At 39.7% G+C, this 23,443-nt stretch carries 17 protein-coding genes; 9 read left to right on the forward strand and 8 right to left on the reverse strand.

Going from position 1 to position 23,443, the window contains the following annotated elements; all coding sequences use genetic code 11:
* The first annotated feature begins 10 nt into the window (after positions 1–10).
* Positions 11–991, forward strand: a complete 981-nt coding sequence (gene gap, locus HDF25_RS19130; protein ID WP_184627730.1) for a type I glyceraldehyde-3-phosphate dehydrogenase — start codon at positions 11–13, stop codon at positions 989–991.
* 50 nt (positions 992–1,041) lie between these two features.
* Here gap and HDF25_RS19135 read toward each other — a convergent pair whose 3' ends face one another.
* Positions 1,042–2,520, reverse strand: coding sequence for an XRE family transcriptional regulator (locus HDF25_RS19135; RefSeq protein ID WP_184627732.1), 1,479 nt, complete (start codon positions 2,518–2,520; stop codon positions 1,042–1,044).
* A 101-nt stretch (positions 2,521–2,621) separates the two neighbouring features.
* On the opposite strand from HDF25_RS19135, the gene aceB reads away from it, so the two are divergent.
* Both aceB and aceA read left to right on the forward strand, forming a co-directional pair.
* Positions 2,622–4,340, forward strand: coding sequence for a malate synthase A (aceB, locus tag HDF25_RS19140; RefSeq protein WP_221450957.1), 1,719 nt, complete (start codon positions 2,622–2,624; stop codon positions 4,338–4,340).
* Positions 4,341–4,372: 32 nt separating this feature from the next.
* Complete coding sequence (gene aceA, locus HDF25_RS19145) at positions 4,373–5,650, forward strand: isocitrate lyase (RefSeq protein ID WP_184627734.1); 1,278 nt, start codon at positions 4,373–4,375, stop codon at positions 5,648–5,650.
* A 47-nt stretch (positions 5,651–5,697) separates the two neighbouring features.
* Here the strand turns inward: aceA and HDF25_RS19150 are convergent, their stop codons facing one another.
* Positions 5,698–6,948, reverse strand: coding sequence for an RtcB family protein (locus tag HDF25_RS19150; protein WP_184627736.1), 1,251 nt, complete (start codon positions 6,946–6,948; stop codon positions 5,698–5,700).
* A gap of 38 nt (positions 6,949–6,986) precedes the next feature.
* On the reverse strand, positions 6,987–8,084 hold the full coding sequence (locus tag HDF25_RS19155; protein WP_184627738.1) for a slipin family protein: 1,098 nt from the start codon (positions 8,082–8,084) through the stop codon (positions 6,987–6,989).
* Between the two features lie 861 nt (positions 8,085–8,945).
* Between HDF25_RS19155 and HDF25_RS19160 the strand changes: the two genes are divergently transcribed.
* Positions 8,946–9,968 (forward strand): helix-turn-helix transcriptional regulator, encoded by a 1,023-nt coding sequence (locus HDF25_RS19160; RefSeq protein ID WP_184627740.1) that lies wholly within the window; start codon positions 8,946–8,948, stop codon positions 9,966–9,968.
* Positions 9,969–9,983: 15 nt separating this feature from the next.
* Here the strand turns inward: HDF25_RS19160 and HDF25_RS19165 are convergent, their stop codons facing one another.
* A complete protein-coding gene (locus HDF25_RS19165; protein ID WP_184627742.1) occupies positions 9,984–13,064 on the reverse strand; it encodes an AsmA family protein in 3,081 nt (1,026 codons plus the stop codon).
* A gap of 143 nt (positions 13,065–13,207) precedes the next feature.
* Here HDF25_RS19165 and HDF25_RS19170 point away from each other — a divergent pair, with 143 nt between their 5' ends.
* The 3 genes from HDF25_RS19170 to HDF25_RS19180 are packed head-to-tail and all read left to right on the forward strand — an operon-like array spanning position 13,208 to position 15,331.
* The gene (locus tag HDF25_RS19170) at positions 13,208–13,798 is read left to right on the forward strand and encodes a TetR/AcrR family transcriptional regulator (RefSeq protein ID WP_184627744.1); all 591 of its coding nucleotides are present in this window, start codon (positions 13,208–13,210) and stop codon (positions 13,796–13,798) included.
* Positions 13,799–13,822: 24 nt separating this feature from the next.
* The gene (locus HDF25_RS19175) at positions 13,823–14,047 is read left to right on the forward strand and encodes a hypothetical protein (RefSeq protein WP_184627746.1); all 225 of its coding nucleotides are present in this window, start codon (positions 13,823–13,825) and stop codon (positions 14,045–14,047) included.
* A gap of 3 nt (positions 14,048–14,050) precedes the next feature.
* Positions 14,051–15,331, forward strand: coding sequence for an MFS transporter (locus tag HDF25_RS19180; protein WP_184627748.1), 1,281 nt, complete (start codon positions 14,051–14,053; stop codon positions 15,329–15,331).
* Positions 15,332–15,395: 64 nt separating this feature from the next.
* On the opposite strand, the gene HDF25_RS19185 is transcribed toward HDF25_RS19180, so the two are convergent.
* From HDF25_RS19185 to HDF25_RS19195, 3 genes are all read right to left on the reverse strand, one after another.
* The gene (locus tag HDF25_RS19185) at positions 15,396–18,599 is read right to left on the reverse strand and encodes a protein O-mannosyl-transferase family (protein WP_184627750.1); all 3,204 of its coding nucleotides are present in this window, start codon (positions 18,597–18,599) and stop codon (positions 15,396–15,398) included.
* Positions 18,596–18,937, reverse strand: a complete 342-nt coding sequence (locus HDF25_RS19190; protein ID WP_221450958.1) for a PadR family transcriptional regulator — start codon at positions 18,935–18,937, stop codon at positions 18,596–18,598. The genes HDF25_RS19185 and HDF25_RS19190 overlap by 4 nt, the downstream gene beginning before the upstream one ends.
* 130 nt (positions 18,938–19,067) lie before the next feature.
* Entirely contained in the window at positions 19,068–19,526 is a 459-nt protein-coding gene (locus HDF25_RS19195) for a hypothetical protein (RefSeq protein WP_184627754.1), read from the reverse strand.
* A gap of 196 nt (positions 19,527–19,722) precedes the next feature.
* On the opposite strand from HDF25_RS19195, the gene HDF25_RS19200 reads away from it, so the two are divergent.
* Entirely contained in the window at positions 19,723–20,994 is a 1,272-nt protein-coding gene (locus tag HDF25_RS19200; RefSeq protein ID WP_184627756.1) for a condensation domain-containing protein, read from the forward strand.
* Here the strand turns inward: HDF25_RS19200 and HDF25_RS19205 are convergent.
* Positions 20,991–22,007: a LacI family DNA-binding transcriptional regulator gene (locus HDF25_RS19205; RefSeq protein ID WP_184627758.1), complete on the reverse strand. Its 1,017-nt coding sequence runs from the start codon at positions 22,005–22,007 to the stop codon at positions 20,991–20,993. The two genes, HDF25_RS19200 and HDF25_RS19205, sit on opposite strands and share 4 nt — an antisense overlap.
* A 218-nt stretch (positions 22,008–22,225) precedes the next feature.
* Here HDF25_RS19205 and uxuA point away from each other — a divergent pair, with 218 nt between their 5' ends.
* Positions 22,226–23,431 (forward strand): mannonate dehydratase, encoded by a 1,206-nt coding sequence (gene uxuA, locus HDF25_RS19210; RefSeq protein WP_260409412.1) that lies wholly within the window; start codon positions 22,226–22,228, stop codon positions 23,429–23,431.
* The last annotated feature ends 12 nt before the right edge of the window (positions 23,432–23,443 follow it).

Consider the following 23,443-nt stretch of genomic DNA (forward strand, 5'->3'; position numbering starts at 1 on the left):
TAGAAATAGTATGAAAATCGCAATTAATGGATTCGGCCGCATAGGAAGGATGACCCTTCGGGCATTACAAGATAAACCAGAAGTAGAAGTTGTCGCAGTAAATGATCTGACAGACATCAGGACATTAACACATCTGCTTAAATATGATACTGCTCACGGACGCTTTCCCGGAGAAGTAGACAGTGACGGTGATACGATGATCGTAAATGGCAAACGCATACGCTTACTGAGTGAAAGAGATCCGGAAAAGCTTCCCTGGAAAGATCTGGCAATCGATGTAGTCATAGAATCAACAGGAAGGTTTACTGATAAAACTTCAGCTTATTCACATATCCATGCAGGCGCAAAAAAAGTATTGATTACCGCACCAGCCTCTGGTGGCGTAAAAACGATTGTACACGGCGTTAATACAGCGTTAATAGGGGATGATTTGATTTATTCAACGGCATCCTGCACTACTGGAAGTATAGCCCCGATATTATCTATTCTGGATAAGGAATTTGGAATCGAATCCGGATATATGATTACTGTTCATGCTTTTACCTCTGATCAAAACTTGCAGGATGCTCCTCACAAAGATTTGAGAAGAGCACGTGCAGCATCTTATTCCATTATCCCTACAACTACTGGTGCAGCCAAAGCTATTGGCGATGTTCTGCCTAACTTAAAGGGTAAAATGGACGGTTATTCATATCGCGTTCCTGTCATTGATGCATCTATTGTGGATTTGTCAATTAACCTGAAAAAAGAGGTCTCAGTGACCGATCTGAATAACCTGTTTAAATCTTATGCTGGCAACTCACTTAAAGGCATAATGGAATATACAGAAGAACCTTTTGTTTCTTCAGATATTCTAGGTAATACACATTCTTCAATTGTAGATGGCAGTCTTACTAAAGCTATGGGTAACTTTGTTAAAGTTGTTGCCTGGTATGATAACGAAGTAGGGATCTCTAACAGGATAGCAGAATTAGTCTCCTTGCTGCGATAAGGAATGAGGAAAAAATAACAAAAGGGACTGATCATGAATCAGTCCCTTTTTTATTCCAGTTGTTTGAGTGCTATACTGATTTGTTCCTGTTGTTGTTGTCTGAAGATTTCAACTGGTGGTGCAGCTCTTTCTTTACAATCCATAATGCCACAACGTTCACAGGTAGTATGTACTGTTTTCACCGGAATAGTCATGTCGTTGATAAAAGACATAGCCTGGAGCAGTTTCTGGTCTATTAAAAGACCAATAGTTACACTGACCATCTCATTGGTTTTTCTGGCAGGTTTAGAAATCGATATACACAGGTATCTGTTGTGTGTCTGCCAGTACTGAGAGATCTGAGCTTCTACAACCGGGTATTTATATTTTTTCCTGTTTACCAGTTCTGCTGTCTGTTGTAGTGAAGTAATGGATATCCAGCGGCGGCAATAATGTTCATGTGTTGCGTTGGCATGCGGATTATGTAGCTGAGAAAGGTGTAGCTCTTTGGTGATTTCATATTCATCTTTCTGGGTATCTCCTGTAATGCGCAGAAAAAAGAGCTGATCAATGCCAAAATGTTTTGGTAAGATATTGGTCAGTCTCTGGATCATCATTTCGGGTGTGACATCATAGGTATGACAGAGATCCAGCCAGACCTTGTCATTCCATTTTGTCTGCATCATAATGCCTTTTACTTCTTCTACAAATTTCTCTTCCTGCATGAGCAAGGCAACTGCAAAATATGAGGCTTTGAAATTATTGAGCATCATATCAAATGAATCGCTATGCTGGATAATCGTTTCATAAGGCCTTTCGGTAATACTGAGATACTGAAAACCAATCTCCCTGGCTAAAAGAAACTTTTCCTGCGCAGGGGTCATTCCTTTATTGATGTAAAATATTTTAGTGTTTACAGCGTAAAAAGAACGCAGGCCATGTAAAGCTTCCATGGTATTCATCCGTTTACGATTGATTTGTATACCCATGCCGGTTAATATACTCTCGAGTAAAGTGACATCGATCTGTAGTATTTCTTCCCATTGATAGGCTGTTCTGAAGTTTCTTACCACATCTTCTATAGCTTCAAAATAGTTATCGTGCAGATCCTGGTAAGAACGTAATGCAGCATTGTAGAAGTTTTCTTTGGATAACTGATAACTTCTGGAAATCTTAAGCAGGGTACTGATAAAAGCAGTTACCTTATCAGGGGTGTTGGAAAACAGATCGAGCAAAGCTGCTGGTGTTAATCCAAAATGTTCCCATGGAATAGCATTGATAAAATCGGAGTTGATCAGATCTATAATAGGCTGAAGCTTTTTGCTGGCCCTCAGGGAAACCAGATAATCATAATCTACGCCCAGAATTTTAGCGAGCGAGAGTATTTTGTCAGCCTTTGGAAATTTCTTTCCTGTCTCAATATCATGTACATAGGAAAGAGACATGCCAGTTTTTTCGGCAAGCTGCTGGTAAGACAGTCCTTTTTCCTGGCGTAATGATTTTACTTTAAGGCCTAAAATGAGCCTCACACTATCATTATTGGTTATCATCTTACTAAAGTAGTTAAAATGCATCAATCAACGAAAATAAAAATATTAGCGAAATATTCGCTAATTGAGAATAATCCGTATATTGTATAAAATTTACAACCATGACAGCAAATATGAATCACCTAAAAACATGGTATAGTACCCCAGAGGGAATCACCATTAATGCGCCTTTCCGGGCAGCTTACACTCAAGTGCTTTCTAATGAAGCACTGCAGTTTATTAAAGCATTGCATCTGCAGTTTAATGTACACCGAAAAGCGCTTTTAGCGGAAAGGGAGGTGGTTCAGCAAAAAATAGATCATGGATGGGAACCTTCTTTCCTTCCTGAGACAGCTGCGATCAGGGAAGGAGACTGGCAGATCAGTTCTGTTCCTGAAGATATCCTGGACCGTAGGGTAGAGATCACAGGTCCGGTAGACCGTAAGATGATTATCAATGCAATGAACTCGGGGGCTAATGTTTTTATGGCTGATCTGGAAGACAGCAATTCACCCAATTGGGATAATGTTATCGGCGGACAGCTTAATCTATCTGATGCAGTGAACCGGACCATCAGTTTTGTTAATCCGGACAACGGAAAAGAGTATAAGCTGAATGAGGAGACTGCGATTTTATTTGTTCGTCCAAGAGGCTGGCACCTGGAAGAAAAACATATTGAAATTGATGGTGAAGCTGCAAGTGGCAGTTTAATCGATTTTGGACTTTATTTCTTTCATAATGCAAAAACATTATTGCAAAATGGAAATGGTCCTTATTTCTATTTACCCAAACTGGAAAGTTATCAGGAGGCGAGATTATGGAACGATGTCTTTGTATTTGCCCAAAACTATTGTGGGATTGCGCAGGGAAGTATTAAAGCCACTGTATTAGTCGAAACGATACTAGCCCCTTTCCAGCTGAATGAAATATTATATGAATTAAAAGACCATTCGGCCGGTATGAACTGCGGACGATGGGATTATATCTTCTCTTTTATCAAAAAATTCAGGAACGTTCCGGGTTATGTTTTTCCGGATCGTGCACAAGTAAATATGACAGTCCCTTTTATGAGGGCTTATACGCAACTAGTTATTCAAACCTGTCATAAACGCGGAGCGCATGCGATAGGCGGAATGGCTGCACAAATACCAATTAAAAATAATGAGGCAGCCAACGAAGCAGCGATGAAAAAAGTAAAGGCCGATAAACTGCGTGAGGTAAGAGATGGTCATGACGGAACCTGGGTTGCGCATCCTGGTTTAGTGTCTTTAGCCAAAACAATATTTGATGCAGGTATGAAAACACCTAACCAGCTGCATGTCACCCGCGAGGATTTTGTTTGTACAGAAGCAGATTTGCTGGAATTACCTCATGGAACTATAACCGAGGAAGGATTAAGACAGAATATCAATGTAGGTATCCTGTATCTCGAAAACTGGCTTCGTGGAAATGGTGCAGCGGCAATCTATAATCTGATGGAGGATGCGGCTACCGCTGAGATTTGTCGTACGCAGGTTTGGCAATGGGTACATAATCAGGCAAAATTGGCCGATGGCCGCACGATTACACATAGTCTGTATGAAGATTTGCGCGATGATGAAATCTGGCAGATCAGAGATACGGTAGGGGCTAAAGCTTACCAGGAGGGGGCTTATGTTCAGGCCATCTGTATTTTCAACAGACTGGTGGTACAGAACAGATGGGTTGATTTTCTGACCCTGCCTGCCTATGATCTTATTCTTTCCAATGATGAAAAAAAAGTATGCAGGGAAGATGAAGCGGAGCTGCAAAATGCTGAATCCGATTTGTTAACTGCAGATAGTCATAACCAAATAAAATAAATAACCAATGTAAACCTTAAAAATTAACCATCATGGCAACAAATGCTAAAGCAGCCAGTCTATTGACCGAATGGCAAACCAACCCAAGATGGGAAGGTATTAATCGCCCTTATAGTGCAGAAGAAGTTTTGAAACTGCGCAGTAAGGTAGAAATTGAATATACCCTGGCTAAAAACGGGGCAGAGAAATTGTGGCTGAAACTGAATACGCAAGCTTACGTAGCCGGACTGGGTGCTTTAACAGGTAACCAGGCCGTACAGGAAGTGGCAGCAGGACTGGAATCTGTTTATCTGAGTGGATGGCAGGTCGCTGCAGATGCCAATACTTCGGGCACGATGTATCCTGATCAGTCACTTTATCCTGTTAATTCTGTACCTGAAGTAGTCAAACGGATTAATAACGCTTTTTTACGCTGTGAGCAGATTGATTCTGTCAACGGAGATAATTCAAAAGACTGGATGGCCCCTATAGTAGCAGATGCGGAGGCAGGTTTTGGCGGTAATCTCAATGCATTTGAATTGATGAAGGCCATGATTGAAGCTGGTGCATCTGGTGTCCATTTTGAAGACCAGCTCTCTTCTGCTAAGAAATGCGGGCATTTGGGTGGAAAGGTTTTGGTACCAACACAGGAGGCAATTAATAAATTGGTTGCTGCAAGACTGGCAGCAGATGTAATGAATGTGTCTACACTGATTATTGCACGTACTGATGGCGAAGCTGCTAATCTGATTACTTCGGATGTAGATAGCAGGGACCGGGAATTTATTACCGGGGAGAGAACCAACGAAGGGTTTTACACGGTAAGGAACGGGCTGGAACAATGTATCTCACGCGGTATATCCTATGCGCCTTATGCAGATATGTTATGGATGGAAACCTCTCAGCCGGATCTGGCCATCGCGAGGGAGTTTGCAGCGGCAATCCATGCAGTTTATCCTGGTAAGCTGTTAGCTTATAATTGTTCGCCGTCTTTTAACTGGAGCAAACACCTGAGCGAAAAGGAAATAGAAACTTTCAGGGAAGATCTGGCAGCACTGGGTTATAAATTTCAGTTTATTACCCTGGCAGGTTTCCATGCACTGAATACTTCTATGTTTGAATTGTCGCATGCCTATAAACAAAAGGGGATGACCGGGTTTTCACAGTTACAGCAAAGAGAATTTGCTTTACAGGAACATGGGTTTAAAGCAGTGAAACATCAGAGTTTTGTGGGAACAGGTTATTTTGATTGTGTGCAGAATACGGTGCAGCAGGGGACAGCCTCTACGATAGCAATGAAAGACAGCACAGAAACTGCACAGTTTCATTAAATATATAAAAAGGGTGCTGTAAAATAATTACAGCACCCTTTGCTCTTCTAATCTTCACGGCTACCGTCATCAGCCATACGGACCATTTTTGGCGTAAATTTAGCGACGATATCAATCAGCTCTTTTTGAGCGGCCATGACCAGTTCAATGTCTTTATAAGCCATTGGGGCCTCATCCAGTCCGGCCCCGATCAAGGTTACCTTGTGGTCAGTGACCACCTTTTTCATTTCATCTTTTGAAATGTTTTTAATGGCTTTTGACCTGCTCATTTGTCTTCCCGCACCATGCGCTGCCGAATTAATAGATTCCTTTTCGCCTTTACCTCTGACCAGGAATCCTGGTGCAGTCATAGAGCCTGGTATAATACCCATCACACCTTTTCCGGCAGGAGTAGCCCCTTTACGGTGCACAATAACTTCTTCACCATTCCAGACTTCTTTCCAGGCAAAGTTATGGTGGTTTTCTACTTTGGCCAATACCTCTGCGCCAATGGCTTTGGTTAGTTTGGTATGAATAATTTCATGACAGGCAGAAGCATAGTCTCCGGCCAGGTTCATCGCCAGCCAGTATTCGTGACCAGCTTCGGTATTCAGATCCAAGTAGGCCAGGTTCGCAGCTTCGGCTGGTAATTTACAGTGTTCCTTAGCCAGTTTAGTATAATAATCTGCCAGTGTCGCACCTAACCCACGAGAGCCGGAATGTGTCAGTAAGGCGAGGTATTTACCCTTTTCTACATTCAGTACTTCGTCTCTGGTTTCAAATTCGATAATCCCCCATTCTACAAAGTGATTTCCACCACCTGAACTTCCCAATTGCGCATAGGCCTTATCATGCAGGTTTTTGATAAAAGGGGTTAGGTTAAACTCTTCCCGCTCTAATACGGCATGGTCTGATTTGTATTGACCTTGAAAGCCATGTCCGGCACCAAATTTAGTATGGGCAATCAGTTCGCGTTTATATTTAGCCTCATTTTCATAAAAATGGGTTTCTGTAATATCAAAGACAGACAAAGCCATTCTGCATCCGATGTCTACACCTACACCATAAGGTATAATTGCATTTCTTGTCGCCAGAACACCACCGATTGGCAATCCGTAACCTTGATGCGCATCAGGCATTAAGGCACCGGCTGCGGTAACCGGAAGACGCATCGCAATATCCATTTGTTTTCTTGCGCCTTCTTCGATATGTTCGGCCCCATAAATTGTATAAGGTGCTATTTCTTCTTTTAATCTGATAATATCTTCTGTCAGGTCAGCTGCTTCAGGCAGTCTGTCCCTGTTATTTCTTGTATTCATTTCTTCTATAATTATAATCTTATTTAATCATTTGTCAATTAAGACTTGATGAAAATTTGTTTAAGCTGATCTACGATTTGTCCACCGCCCGAAAGACTTATGGTATGAATCTTTTCTGCAATTTTTTCTACGTACTCCATCTCTTTTAGTTTGTACAGCATCGTGTTGTCTTCCATTAACTTAGCTGTGTTTAACAAGCTTCTGGTCGATGCCGTTTCTTCTCTTCTGGTAATTAAATTGGCCTGTGCTCTTTTTTCGGCAATCAAAACCTGGTTCATGATCTCTTTGATGTCCCCTGGCAGGATAATGTCCTTCACTCCGCAGTTCATCAGGGCAACACCTAATCCAGAGGCTTTGTTAGCTGAGATTTCGAGAACATTTTCAGAGATCTTTTCCTTGTTTTCCATCAGCTCATCAAAGGTCATCTTTCCGATAAATTCTCTCAGTGCTAACTGGATTACCATATACAACTGCTTGTCAAACTCTTTGTTTTCCAGTAAAGCAACGATTGCATCAGTCACTTTGTACTGGACACTGAAGTTGATTCTCAATTGTGCCTTATCTTTAGTCAGGATTTCCTGTCCTGCGATTTCCATGTTTAACTGACGGATATCGGTTTTCAAAACCTGGATGACCGTACTGTTTTTCCAGAAAATATAATTTCCTGGCTCCAGTGTTTTTTTTAATCTGCCATCCACGATCATCAGACCAGTTTCATAACTTTCAACCTTGAATACTTTGATATAAGCTGATAATTGTGGCTTTTCAAGCGTATTTCTATCTATGTTTTCTGCAATCTCATACTCATTCAGATCGGCAGTGACAAATGAATAGTTATTCAGGCCTATCCAGAAGGCATATTTTCCTGCTGTCAGTACTTGCTTGAAGTTGCCGTTCTGATAAACCAGTACCAGTTCATTATCTTTTACTTCTACCAGATTTACCAGATCTTTGAAGGTTTTATTCAATAATAAAACGTCTAATTCAGTTAATGCATAGAAAGTTTTGGACTGATCATATACTTCTATATTTTCAAAGAAGCCTAACCAGTAGCTACCAGCAGTTAATACTCTTTTTAATTCTTTTCTTTTATAAACCAACCCTACAGAGTTGGTATTTACAGTTACTCTTTTCATCTCTTTTTTGGTTTAATTTTTATTATTCCTGATCCGGGAAGAATGGTACACTCTTTAACCATTCTTCCGTCTCTTTTTGTCTTTTAATAAATCACATTGAAAGACATTCGCCCGATTTATGCGGAAGTATAATATAAGAGAGAATGTCCTGAGGCCGGTTGCCAGATTCTCGCAGATCAATGGAGAGCAGATGACCTTACCAGAACCTGGCATTTTACCTCAATGTCTTTTTTCTATGTTATACTTTCAAAGCTTAACTCAGACTGCTTTTCCCTTCGGTGAACGACGGCTAAAAGCTGAATGTCTTTCTCTGTAATTTGTTCCATGAGAAATTTGAAAAGTATCTCTTCTTTCAATTGGAATTGTTTTGCATTACCATTTTGCTATTCCATACTCTGGAAGCAGGATTCGAACCTGCATGGGGGTTGTTGATCTAACCTCTGATCTATCCTGTTTAACCAGGAGCGGGACTCGAACCCGCGCACACAACATTGTGTTGATACAATCTTCAATTTTAAACATCAGTATATTGATGCCTACAGGCTCAATACTATGGGGTCATACAGAAACCCTCAACATGGATGTTTATCCTCCCGGATTATAATTCCCTTTTGAGGAATGTCTTATATATTATATTATTTTTTCAAGGAACGTTTGTCATTGCTGACATTACAAAGGTGCAAGCTGTACGACGCAGCGTAATTGCGTAGTTATAGTTGATTAGTGTTGTTTTTTTTATCTTGTTGGTATTCAGGTGTATAATTTTGTTTTTAGGCTGTATTTCTGAGAATTAAATTTTGTTACGCAGTTGTATTGCGTAGTATTTTGTTTTCTTTACATTTATAAATAAGAATTTTAGCCATGTCGATCAATAAATTAGCTCTGATCCGTTATAAAGCCATTGATGAATGTTTAAAGAACAGGTACCGCAAATGGAGCCTGGATGATATTATTGAAAAGGTTTCTACTGTTTTGTATGAGTACGAGGGGATCACTTCTGGCGTAAGTAAACGCACCATACAAGCCGATATCCAACTGATGCGGAGTGACAAATTAGGGTATAATGCACCTATTGTAGTTACTGACAGAAAGTATTATGCCTATAGTGATACCAGTTACAGTATTACAAAAGTACCGATCAACAACGGTGATATTGAAAAGATGAAAGAGATCGTAGGGGTCCTGAAGCAGTTTAATGGGTTCAGCTACTTTGATGAAATGAGTGATATGATTGCCAAACTGGAAAACAACCTTTATAAGTCAACGCATCAAAGCCGGAACTGTATCCAGTTTGAGGGGAATAAACAACTCCGGGGCCTGCAATATATTAATCCACTGTATCAGGCTATATTGAATAAAATACCGCTGTTGATTGAGTACAAGTCTTTTAAGGCAATCAAAGCACGGCATAATATTTATTTCCCTTATCTCTTGAAGGAGTATAGAAACAGATGGTTTCTGATTAGTAAAGCTAAAAAAGGAACCACATTGGTTACTCTTGCACTAGATAGGATCATAGAGTTTCAGGAGCTGACTAAGGAGCCGTTTATAGATTATAAAGGAGTAGACTTTGACCGTTATTTTAATGATTTACTTGGTGTAACCAAATCTGAGAAGGACAGGGGACAAAAGGTGTTCTTATGGATAGATAAGCATCATGCCCCTTATGTATTAACCAAGCCTATTCATCATAGTCAGCAAGTTATCAAAGAAGATGACCAGGGAACAGTCATCAGGATTGATGTAGTCTTAAATTATGAACTGGAGCGGGAAATACTTGGCTTTGGAGAGTCTATGCAGGTACTTTCTCCGGCAAAGCTGGTCTCCAGAATTCAGAAACGGCTGGATGAAGCAGGCAGAAGATATTTGGATAGGGTGCCCTGAGGCACCCTGTTATTTTTACGGCGTTTCGTCTTCTTTTTCTTCGAGTTTAGCCTCTTTGTTCCTTTTCAGTGTGATGATTGGTTTATCCTGTGTACCGGTAATGGTTAAAGGAATACCGATCAGCCCAAAGGGTGGCAAACCTAATCTTCCACTCATATTTAACCGGCCATCGAAACTTACCTGCCCTTCAAAACGAGGCCTGAAACCTGCGATACGCATTTTAAATCTTTCTATCGTGATGATATTTTTGCTGATTGTAGATTTAATCTGTACATCATGGAGATCCGGATTACTTAGACTATCTCTTTTGGTAGCCTGACTAACTGCATTCATCATTTTAAATCCGCTCAGACTAACTTTCTTCAGCGAAAGTACTCCGGCACCTGTTAAAGATGGATACACAGGCATCATGTCCTGATTTAATTTTCCGGATAACTGGTAATCCAGGCCTACAACTCCTTTAACTTTTGAAGCTGAAGTAGCTAAGGTTCTGAAGATTTTGATCTCCTTATAGGCTTTGGCGATATCAAATTCTTTAGCAGTAATGTGATAATCGAATGTAGCAGACTTAGGAGTTATACTTTTATAAGTCGCATCCATATTTACAGCAGCGCCGATCAGATTGAAACTGGTCTGGTTTAGGGTTAATGTCCCATTATTTAAAGCAACATTTCCTTTTGCATTTTTGATCTGCAGATCATTATAATAAACTGTACCTGCATTGGCAGATAAGGTCACGTTCAGGTTCGCCGGAATCAAAATTACTCCGTTACTTCCGGCAGGGGCGCCAGGGATCGGTTTAGGCGTATTATACACCATCAACTCGTCTGCAAAAATGCTTTTACTCTGAAAATTGAAATTTCCTGTAAGTATAGCTTTTGTGTTCAGTGCGTAATTGATGACATTTCCCAGTTGACCATCCATAGTGAAATCGGATTTTCCGTAACTGGCATTGAACTTTTCAAATTTCATGTTATCCTGTGCAAAAGAAAAGACACCGTTTTTGATGAAAAATGATTTCGGGAACAGATCTGACTGCAAAGTGATGTTATTGACGATTAAACGTCCCTTGTTATTCAATTTTTCATATCTTCCGGCAGTAGCATCACTCTGTAAACCTTTTAGCGACAGATCGGTAAAGATTGTACCTTTTACATTATAGCCTTTTACAGCAAAAAACTGATACATTTTTCCGATATCGATGGTTCCTTTTGAGGTAACGTTATAGGATACATTCTCGAAATTTTTGATAGCGGCCTTCAGCATGAAGGGCTGACCCGCCATCAGGAAGGAAATAGGTTTGATATTTAACTGGGTACCTTTCATTGTACCATCCCTATTAATCAGGGTACCATCCATGACGATCTGTTCCAAAGGCTGATCAAAATGGGCAGTTTTAATTCTTCCGTTGGCCAGGGTGAAAGTAGCTGCGGTTACCGGGAATATCTTTCTGGCCTTATTGTAGACTCCTTTACTTTGTACGTCCATGTTAAGGTTACCACTTAGTTCAAGATCTTTCAGAGGATAGAAATCCTTGATTTCGGCCAGATTGATCATTGATTTAAGCTGTACGGCTATAGCCATATTGCCAGGATTGATTTTAGCTGAACCTCTGATATAATTACTTAATGCCTGTAAATTGATTTCACTGATATCCAGTTCGGTATGTTTATAGTTTCGGTCGCTGTTATGCCCATTGATATTGAAATTAATTTTGTCTATCGGGGCTTTAAGAGAAGGGTATTTAAAATAACCATTACGCATAGAAGATTTTAAAGTAAACTTCGGGATAACATTCACAGTATCTACTTGTCTGATCCCACTACGCACTACCTTTTTGGTAAACTGACCGTCGGCCTGCAGATCTATGGTATAAACACCCCTCAGGTTATTTACACTAAATATTTTCCCCCAATTGGCTAAATCTATACTGGAACGGGTGTTGATAAAGACTTTAGGCTTTTTTAAGCCATTGAGTCTAACAATCGAGCTTACATAGTCTTTGCCCATATTGAAATGAAGGCTATCCATATCAATATACAAACTGTCTGGATTTAAGCTGGGCAGTTTCATATGCAGATTCAGATAGAGGTTACTAATAGCCTGGGGAGCCTTAGGATTGGTAATATGACCATCGCGGACCTTGATATTAAAGGAAAGGGTAGGCATAGTTTTGCTCTTTGCCAGATATTTTCCAATTAAAGAAGCATTGATTTCGGCATAACCTTTAACAGTCGTTTTTTGCATCCGGTTTGCGATAGACGGAGGCAATACCGTAAAAATATTATGCAGGTCGGTTTCTTTAGCTTTGGTTTTAAAATTGATGTCATATCCGTCTTTCAGAAAAGAAAATTTCCCTACGAAAATGATAGGCAGGGTATTGATCCTCAAATCATTCTCATTGAACATCAGGTCCAGCGAGTTTGTATTGATTTTAGTCACCAGTTTAGCATCAAGCTTTTTATGGAGTAAATAAGGCTCATTATTATAATACAGATCCAGTGTGTCAATTTTTGCATTACTTTTCAGATCAAAAATATCCTTGCTGAGGTCACCATTACCAGAATAATTCAACCCTTTGACATTGACTTTCATCGGGATGGAATTATCATTATAGATCAGGTTACTTTTAGTGATATATATCCCGTCAATTTTTATGGCTGTAGAGCTGCTGCTATCCTGTGCCGTTTTTGGACCATTATTGCTTTTATAGACATTGTAGTTCGCATTTCCCTTTTCATCTACTTTAATATTGATGTCGGCCTGATCCAGAAAAATCTGATCAATCTTCACTTGCTTGGAAAATATGGTGCTCAGGTTTAAACGGAATGACAATTCTTTAGCCTGGATCAGTGTTTCCTTCTCAAAGGGAGCAGAGCCTTTTAAGGTGAAGTTATTCAGACTGAGGGTTAGAGATGGGAAATGTTTGAAGAAAGACAGACTGGTACTTTCAAACTGAACTTTACCATTGATATTCTGGTTAATCCGGTCTTGTATTTCTTTAGAGATTGTACCCGGTATTAAATAGGGGACCAATAATACCAGAAGTATGATGACGGCAATGCTTATGCCGGAAATTTTAAGAACTTTTTTCATTGATGTGATGTAGACACTGCAAAGATATTAAACTGATCCTATAACTACCTATGAGGTTCTGTTTTTTATACTTATATAAATATTTTATAATTCAATCATAAATGAATGAATATTCACTTATATTTGACCATCAATTTTAAATTATGCGTGCAAGAGATATAGATAAAGAAAACCTGGTTAAACAGAAAGCGATAGAAATTATCGGCAAGGGTGGTTTTGAGAGTTTTAGTGTAAATAAATTAGCTAAGGCCTGTGGCATTTCCGTAGCTACAATCTATATATACTACAAGGATAAACATGATCTTCTTTCTCAGCTGGCAACTGAGCATGGGCATCTGATGGGGCAGTCAATGCTGCATAATTTTGATCCGGAAACCTCATTTGAGGTAGGTTTACGCCAGCAATGGGAAAACCGCTACCGGTATATGATTGATAACCCGACAATCAGTCTCTTTTACGAACAACTGAGAACTTCTCCTTATCAGGAACAATTCCTTGCTACGTTTAAGGCAGATGCTTATGAGCCTTTTACCAAATTCAGTGAGAATATAGTTGCACGTGGTGAGATCATGGCTATGCCTTTAGAAGTCTACTGGTCTGTCGCTTTTGCACCTTTATATGCTCTGGTTAAGTTTAACAATGAAGGAGAAAGTATAGGCGGTAAACCATTTAAAATGAATGATAAGATGTTATGGCAAGCTTTTGATTTAGTAGTAAAAGGTTTAAAAAAATGAACTCAATAATTAAGAATTACAGAAATGGAAAATTTCGATCATATCCTTCTTTTCAAAACAGATATCAGATCTGAAGAGGATAAACAGGTTTTACAACCTGTACTGGACAAAAACAAAAACATCGAACAATGGAATGTGGATCTCGATGATGAAGATTATGTTTTGAGAATTATCTCTTATAAACTCAGACATGAACAGGTCATCGAACTGGTCCAACATCAGGGCTATATGTGCACTGAATTAAAATAAATTATGGAAACTCAAAAAATCGTCCCTTTTACCGGTTATCAGAAGATCGTAATCTTTATGATGGCCATGACACAATTTACCGTTATACTTGATTTTATGGTGATGTCTCCACTGGGAGATATGCTGATCAAATCACTGAATATGAAACCATCCTCTTTTGGGATTGCAGTTTCAGCCTATGCATTCAGTGCAGGTATATCGGGTTTATTAACAGCGGGTTTTGCAGATCGCTTTGACCGTAAAAAATTGCTGTTATTCTTTTACACAGGTTTTATAGTAGGAACCTTTTTATGCAGTCTGGCTACTTCTTTCGAAGCTTTGGTCGCTGCACGTATTATTACCGGGCTTTTTGGTGGTGTGATCGGATCTATTTCTATGGCCATTATTACTGACCTTTTTAGCTTGCAGCAAAGAGGCCGGGTAATGGGCTTTATACAAATGGGCTTTGGTGCGAGCCAGGTGCTGGGGATCCCGATTGGTTTATATATTGCGAATCAATGGGGGTGGGAGTCTCCTTTTGTCATGGTTGCAGGTGTGGCTGTAATGATTGCGATTTTAATTGTTGCGGTCTTAAAACCGTTGAACAAACACCTGAGTTTGCAGCATGACCGTTCTGCATTTAAACATCTTTGGCATACAGTATCAAAACGTAACTACAGGGTTGGTTTTGCGGCCACAGCGGTACTCTCTATCGGTGGTTTTATGATGATGCCTTTCGGAAGTGTATTCGCCGTTAATAATTTGCATGTATCAGCTAAGGAATTACCTGTATTATTTATGATTTCGGGATTGAGCTCATTGGTGATTATGCCTTTAATCGGCAGGTTAAGTGACAAGATCAGTAAGTTCAGAATTTTCACTGTCGCTTCTGTCTGGACAATGATTATTTGTGTTGCCTACACGAATTTGTCCGTAACCCCATTCTGGATTGTCATTGGTCTTAACATATTAATGATGATCGGGGTGATGAGCCGGATGGTACCTTCTTCTGCTTTAACAAGTGCTATTCCTGAAATGGCAGACAGGGGTGCTTTTATGAGTATCAATGCATCCATGCAACAGATTGCCGGTGGGATAGCTGCTGCAATAGCAGGGATGATTGTTGTTCAGCAGACTAAATTCAGTCCGATAGAACATTACGACATTATTGGTTATGTGGTTGTAGCAGTTTCTCTGATCAGCATAGGTTTAATGTACAGGGTAGATCAGCTCGCCAAAAGTAAGGCTACAGCAACTCCCCAGGCTGTGGAAGAAAAGGAAGAATTAGTCATATTAGAAATGTAATTAGCTATTCTTCTCCAAAAAGGGGGCTTATCGATAAGATAAGTCCCCCTTTTCAATTTATGATTTAACTTCTTATTCCGGACTCATCGGCCATCTTGTGAAACAGACTTTTAATCAATTGGTTAAGTTCTTTCTGATGATAACCAGCTGTTATTTTATCTAAACCACTTAATACATATAAACTCAATCTGGTATTTTGTAAATAGGCCCGCTGAAATTCTGGTGTCAGGGTAGATACATAGTTATACTCCTGAGCCAGAAAATCTGAGGTTTCTTTAGTCAGGCGGTTAGCTTGTTCCAGGTGATTCAATGCATAGAGGTTTTGAATTGTATAAATTCTGTCCAGAGTATCTCTGACGGAATAATTTTTGAGTGGCAGGTCTCTTAAACTTTTCTGCATAATATGATTCGCCTGTGCTGGTTTCCCTTCCAGGAGTAGGTTACTGGCCAGTGTATTATTAAAGTTCCAGGTTGAATTAACGATTCTTCTCGATTCAGGATCAAGATATGATGCTTTTTTAAATCCGGAATAATCCATCTTATTCATGACATTGGTGTACATGACATCAGAATTTGTTTTCTCAGATTTGTCCCTGGTATCATTTGCTGAAGTTTTAAAAGGCAGCAGACGATAGGCATATCCTTCCAGGTAAAGATACTGATCAAGACCTGCATAAGTATCTTCTGATACGGAGGTCGCAAAATAGACAGGACGCTCCCAGTTATTATGAACTAACAGGTCAAACAGCGCAAGATCACCTTTACTGGCGTAGGATTTATTAAAATTCCATTCCATTGCCGGGGTTACATTTGCCTTTTGAGCCGGGGTGATGGTTTTTGTCTTAACCAGTTGCTCCGGATCTATAGTTAGTTTCAGCTTTTTGGTGGGTAGAAAGTTCATATATGAACCATCCGCCATTTGTACCATGTCATCTTTATTGTCAGAAGTCATGACGGTTAACAGATCTTTCAGTTCAACACTATCGGTCAGTCCATAATCAACATAGGGAAGATAATCTCTGACTCCTGCCTTATATTTTGCCTGGACCATGGTGATGGGTAAGGGAGCAGAATGATTCATCTTTTTCTTCAATTGATTAATAAAATCACTGTCGGGCAGAAACTGCATACAGATTACTCTTACATCAGTTCTGAACCCCTCAACCTCCTGCGCATACCACAAAGGGAAAGTATCATTATCAGCATTGGTGAAAAGTATAGCATTCGGGGCACAGGAGTTCAGGTAGTTTTTTGCCCAGTCAGCAGCAGTGTATTTATGTGAACGGTCATGATCATCCCATCCCTGTATGCCCATCAGTACCGGAACTGTGAGCAGACAGATCCCTGTAGCAATAATAAGGCTCAGCTTCTGATGCGCAACTTTAGCCAGGATTTCTTTCAGGGCAAGGACGCCGAAACCGATGCAGATTGCAAAGGCATAAAAGGAACCTACATAGGCATAATCTCTTTCACGGGGCTGTAAGGGATCCTGGTTGAGATAGAGAATGATAGCGAGTCCTGTGAAGAAAAACAGGGTCATCACCACTATGGCTGCCTGTCTGTTCCGGCGATATAACCAGATTAGTCCGGCTATTCCAAAAAGGAACGGGAAACAGTAATATACATTATGTGCTGCATTTGTGGTTATACTTAATGGCAGGTCAGACTGATTACCCAGACGTAAGGTATCCAGTGGTTTGATACCAGAAATCCAGTTGCCGTTTTCGACACCACCTTGTCCCTGAACATCATTTTGTCTGCCTGCAAAATTCCATAGGAAATAACGCCAGTACATAAATCCAACTTGCCAGGAAGCAAAGAAATTAAGGTTCTGTAGAAATGTTGGGGTCTGTCCCGGGCTCATATTCAACCATTGCTGATAGAACTGAGGATGACCGGTTTTCTGACTGTAAGTTCTCGGGAAAAAGAGGTTTTTATCATAAGTAGTTTGATAAGTTTTACCGGATACTTCGTATTGTGCCGCACCTTTTCTATAGGTGTCTCCGGTTTCTTTGTTTTCAACAGTCTGGGCATCAAAAGTCTTTCCGTAAATTAATGGTGCAGCTTCGTAATTTATACGCCCCAAATAGTTATACAGGGAATAAGCATTGTCAGGGTTACTTAAGTTGATATTGGTTTTTGCGTCCGCTCTGATCAGGAGCATGAAATAAGAACTGAAACCGAAGAGAATAAATACCAGGCAAAGCAGGCCAAGGTTAAGATTGTACAGCTTGCGACGGATGGAATAGTTAATTGCCAGATAAATCCCCAGCGCAAAAAGGAGGATAAAAGTGAGCCCGCCAGCACCAAAAGGAAGTCCGAAAGTATTTACGAACAGTAAATCAGATTCAAATGCAAACAATACAAAGTACTGAATCAGGATAAACTGGACGATCCCAACGATGAGACAACCTATCAAAAAGGCTTTAATTGTTCCCAGAGTAGTGGCTTTCTTTGCTTTTTTAAAGTAATAAACCAATGTTATTGCAGGAATGGTGAGTAAGCTGAGTAAATGAACACCGATGGAAAGCCCGACTATAAAAGCAATAAAAACAAGCCATCTGTTGTTCATCTCGCTTTCCCATTTGAGAATAGCCCAGAATGCAACAGCGGTAAACAGGGCAGAGAGGGCATAAACTTCTGATTCTACTGCTGAAAACCAAAAAGTATCAGAAAAAGTGTAGGCCAGGGCACCAATAGCACCTGCAGCAATAATACTGAAGGTCCTGGTTTTAATTCTCTCTTTTCTATAGACCCTGGCTGCAAGGGCTGTGATCGTCCAGAAGAGAAACATAATTGTCGCAGCACTGGAAAGAACTGCGCTGAAATTGATCCAGTAGGCAATCTTAGTTTTATCACCCATGGCAAGTAGGCTGAATAATTTACCAATCATTGAAAATAATGGAGCCCCTGGCTGGTGACCAACCTGTAGTTTATTAGCAATAGAAATGAACTCTCCGCAATCGTAAAAACTTGCCGTAGGTTCCATGGTAAGCCAATAGGTCAACAACGCAATACCAAACAGTATAAAGCCAGTGAAGGTATTGATACGGTGATAGGCCCTTTTTTCTTCCGGTGTATTGATCATATCAGCAAACTCTGTATCGATCATTTGTTTAACTTCTGCCATATTGAATTTAGCAGATGCCGGTTTTTGTTCCATTGAAGTAATCAGGTGATCATATAGCTCGTCAAATGTATTCTCGGTAAGAGACAGACCTAAAAGATGCTGACGTACTTCGAGCTGTTGCTGTGCGGTTAACTTCATGACAACTTCGGTTTGATGTTAAGCAGTAATTGTAAGTTTCCGATAAAACTCTGGGCTTCCTGTAATTTATTTTCTACTTCTTTCTGACCTTCTTTAGTGAGCGCATAATATTTACGAACCCGGTTATCCACTAATTCGGTACTGGTACTTAACATACCATCAGCTTCCATTTTATGAAGAGAGGGATACATGGCACCTTCTGTAAGTTTAATGTCTCCATTAGTGATTTCTTTCACTTTTTGTGTGATCTCGTAACCATACATCTTCTCATTTTCCTGAAGAAGTTTCAAAATGATAGTTTGCAGGCTGCCCTTTAACATTCCGTTTGTTGTACTCATAATACAAATATATAATTTTCTTATATACATAGGAAAATTATGTATGTTGATTTTTGGCCTTTTAATTTGAGAATATGGAGGAAGTGGGCAAATTTCCCGGAAATTGCGAATCTTCCGGGAGATTGAAACACTAACGTACTTTAGTATATATTTCTACAATTTCCTGATTGACTTTTAGGCTGTCAATTTTTTCTATTCCTTTCTGGGTTAAAGTATCATTCTTTAGTGTCAGGGTAAATTTGAAACTTTTGTTCTCCCAGTCCCTGTAGTTGCAATAATCTAAATGTTCTTCATAATCAGTGCCATTAAGGGTATAAGTTCCTGCACCTGAGTCATAAACCGGAGCTGTTACTTTTCCATGTGCTGTATCGTGTTTGAAAAAAGCAAAATGACTCCCGTTAAAGATTTTGATCATCTCTTGTCCTTTTACCGGATAGGTAGCCTCTACTTTTTTGCCGATAGTCACCTTACTGGATACCAGTTTCCATGTACCGGTAAGGGGCGGCGGTAAATGATGCTCATCTACAGGTTTACTCTGGCAGGCGGCCAGGCAGCTTAGCCCGGCAAGGCATAATAGTTTAAATTTCATTTAAGGTTAATTTTTTTGTAAGAGTTGGTTCGTTATTTAAGTTAAACACAATCTAGCAAAATAAATTATATAATAAGAGGTGAAATTTAGTGTTGCGAATCGTATCTTTTATACTGCAATCTGGATTATTGCGTAGTTCTACGCTTGTTATTCCAGTGTCTTTAAAAGATTTTTAAGGTATCAAGGCAGGAAAATTATGATAAGAAAATTAACGCTCATCGAAGGAACAATGTATGCAGGAGGAGATACAGCAGTAAATGCTGTTGTAAATGCTAAAATATGTGGTGTAATCCATGAAAAGAGTCTGCATGCAGCTCTTGCTAAAATACAATTAAGACATCCTTTGTTAAATGTTAATATTCAGGAAGATGTGTCCGGAATTCCATATTTCGTAACACTGGATAATATCCCTGAGATACCTGTGCGTATTTGTGAAAGGTATACTGATGCAGACTGGCAAGAAGAAATGACAAGGGAGTGCCTGACTCCATTTGATGTGCTGGAGGGCCCGCTGATGAGAATGGTCTGGTTGAAATCGCAGACAGTCTCAGACCTGATCCTGTCTTGTCACCATTGTATATGTGATGGGAAGGCGGTATTAAATCTACTGGAAGAAATTTTATATTTGCTGGATCAGCCCGAAATGGAGATGGACACTTATGAATCATTTTCTTCTTTAGCTGATTTTATCCCTGACAGGGATAGAAATAGCCGGATCAACAAACTGCTGATCCTTTTGACTGGTAGGATGGTCAGACTGGCTTTGTTAATCGGATCATCGAGAAAAGCAATTCAAAGAGAGAATCCCTATCTGATCCACTGGAGATTAGATAAGCAAGAGTCTGCTTCAATATTATTCAAATGTAAGACCGATGGGATTTCTATGAATGCTGCATTGGGAGTCGTTTTTCTAAAGGCATTTGCTCACGTAGAAACGATCAGGTCTTATACCAAACTCTTTTGTGCAGTGGATATGCGGAAATTTATTCCGACAATCAAGGATAATATGTTATTCGCTTTTCCTGTAACAATAGGATTAGGGCTGAAGGCTAAGAAAGGGACTGGCCTTTGGGAGATGGCCAGGTTATTCAGGAATGAATTATTAACCAAAATTGGTAAGATTGATGTCTACAGACAATTTATGATCAGTGAGAGTCTTTTGCCTTTACTCCCAAAAATCATCAAATATGCCAAAACAGATAAAGGTGCACATGATTTTACCTTTTCCAATATGGGGAATCTGGCGATAAAAGAAAATTACGGGACGTTTGTACTGGACAGGTTATATTCTCCTATAACCATATTTCCATTTGGCAACCCATCTACTTTATCTACGTCAACCTTTCGGGGGCAGATTGATTTTATGTTTACCTCAGATGAACATTTTCTGAAAAAAAGTGATGCACTTCAGCTGAAAGCAAAAGCAATGGAGTTATTGTTTGAAGCTACCGGGCATGAAGTCGTTTAATGGATAACCAATTCACAATCAATCATGATTTTCTGATAAGGGAAAACAGTTTCCTTCTGATCGATCAGCTGTAAAAGTAGTTTAATAGCCTGGTCACCTATTGATTCCGGGTTTTCTTCAATAGAAGCAAAAGGTGGTTTGTCGAGGTAACTGATAAAAGGCATATTCCCGAAACCGATATAATCTGTATGGTCCAGGCCTGGATAATTATTTGAACGGAGGTATTTAATAGCATCAAATAAGATCTGTTCTTTAAAGGCTATCAGCGCAGTCGGGGGATGTGTTACATCATAGAAAAGAGTTTGAATTGCCTGATGGGTATTCTGCTGGTCGAAATTGGTATAGGCGACAAGGCTGGCATCGAAAGGAACCTGGTTATCATTCAGGGCATTAATGTAGCCTTTAAACCTGTCATGTGTAAAACTGATCATTTTCGGACCACCCAGATAGGCAATTCTCTGGTGTCCTTTTTTAATTAGCAATTCTGTTGCCTGATAACAACCCTGATAAGTATTACTTAATACTTTATGACAGCTTAAATTGAAACTTGGGTTTCTGCCATAATAAATAACTGGTAAACCCAGATTTTTGAATTTATCCAAATGATCAAAATTCTGGGTGTTTTTGGAGATGGCTATAATCAATCCGTCAACCCGGTTCTTCAGGAACATATTTGTGAGATCAATTTCTTTTTGCAGCTCATCGTATGACTGTCCGATAATTACATTATAACCATGTTTACCTGCAAACTGTTCAATACCAAAAATACTCCTGGTGAAGTAATGGTCCATCAGGTCAGGCAAAATCACACCAATGGTGTAGGATTTCTGAACCTGTAGATTGAGTGCAGATTTATTGGGTGTGAAATGCAGTTCTGCTGCCAGTTGTTTTACACGTTTCCTGGTGTCATCATTGATTGTAGGATAATCATTGAGCGCTTTGGAAACTGTGGATATAGAAATATTCAGTTTTTGCGCCAGAAACTTCAGGGTGACAGGTGTTTTTGTACTCATTATTCTTGATCAGGCTAAATATAAAGAAAATAAATTATTTTTATAAGGGATGTGGTAGGCTAAGGGGATAGCTGGATCCTGATTGATTTCAAACGTTTGAAATGATGTACCAAACGTTTGATAAATAATTTTTATCTTTTTAGTTATAATATAGTTGCATCCCTTTCTAAATTGCAGGGGTATATGTTGATGTTTTTTATTTTTTCGGGGATTACAAAATGAAGATAGCGAGCGAATCTGTTATATATAAAATGATCCAGACGATGCGCTGGTTTGGTCCGGGTGATCCTGTAAGTTTAGCGGATATCCGTCAGGCTGGCTGCAGTGGTGTGGTCAGCGCATTGCATCATGTGCCAAATGGTATGATCTGGACAATGGAAGAGATCAGGAAACATCAGTCTCTCATTGAAGAAGCAGGGATGACATGGGATGTGGTAGAAAGTCTGCCTGTGCATGAGGCAATCAAAACCCAATCTGGAAACTATAAAATCTATATTGCAAATTATAAGGAATCACTAAGAAATCTTGCGGCTTGCGGTGTAAAAATAGTTACTTATAATTTTATGCCGGTTTTAGACTGGACAAGGACTAATCTGGCTTTCGAGTTACCTAACGGAGCTAAAGCACTGAAATTTGAAAAAGCTGCGATCTGTGCTTTTGATGTTTTTATTCTGAAAAGGCCCCGTGCAGCAGCAAGTTATTCGGAGGAAGAAATAAGACGCGGAAAATCATGGTTTGAAAGTGCTGATGAAGCAGCGAAAATCTTATTGCAGCGGAATATCATTGCAGGACTGCCAGGTAGTGAAGAGAGTTTTACCCTGGAACAGTTTCAACATGCACTGGATCAGTATGAAGGAATAGATGAAGATAAACTGAGTAACCATCTGATTCAGTTTTTAACTGAAATTATAGAGACGGCTAATGCACTGGGAATTAAAATGGTTATCCACCCTGATGACCCTCCGTATCCGATTTTTGGCTTGCCACGTGTAGTGAGTACTGCCAGTCAGCTGAGAAAGTTATTTCAGGCTGTTCCATCTTTGAATAATGGTTTATGCTTCTGTACTGGATCATTAGGTGTCCGTACTGATAATAATCTGAAAGAAATGATCAGGGAATTTGCGGAACGGATTCATTTTATCCATCTGCGGAGCACTAAAAGAAATGCTGTGGGTGATTTTTATGAGGATAATCATTTAGAGGGGGATGCAGATATGTTTAACGTGGTGAAGGAGATTTTCCTGCAACAGCAGAAGTATAAAGTATGCATTCCCATGCGTCCTGACCATGGTCATCAATTACTGGATGATTTAAGAAAAAAGACCAACCCCGGCTATTCAGCAATTGGTCGTTTAAAGGGTTTGGCAGAGTTGCGCGGACTGGAGTTTGGAATTTTAAATGAATACTTGCTGAATCAAAAATAATATCTCTTTTAG

Source organism: Pedobacter cryoconitis, assembly GCF_014207135.1.
GTDB classification, from domain to species: domain Bacteria; phylum Bacteroidota; class Bacteroidia; order Sphingobacteriales; family Sphingobacteriaceae; genus Pedobacter; species Pedobacter cryoconitis_D.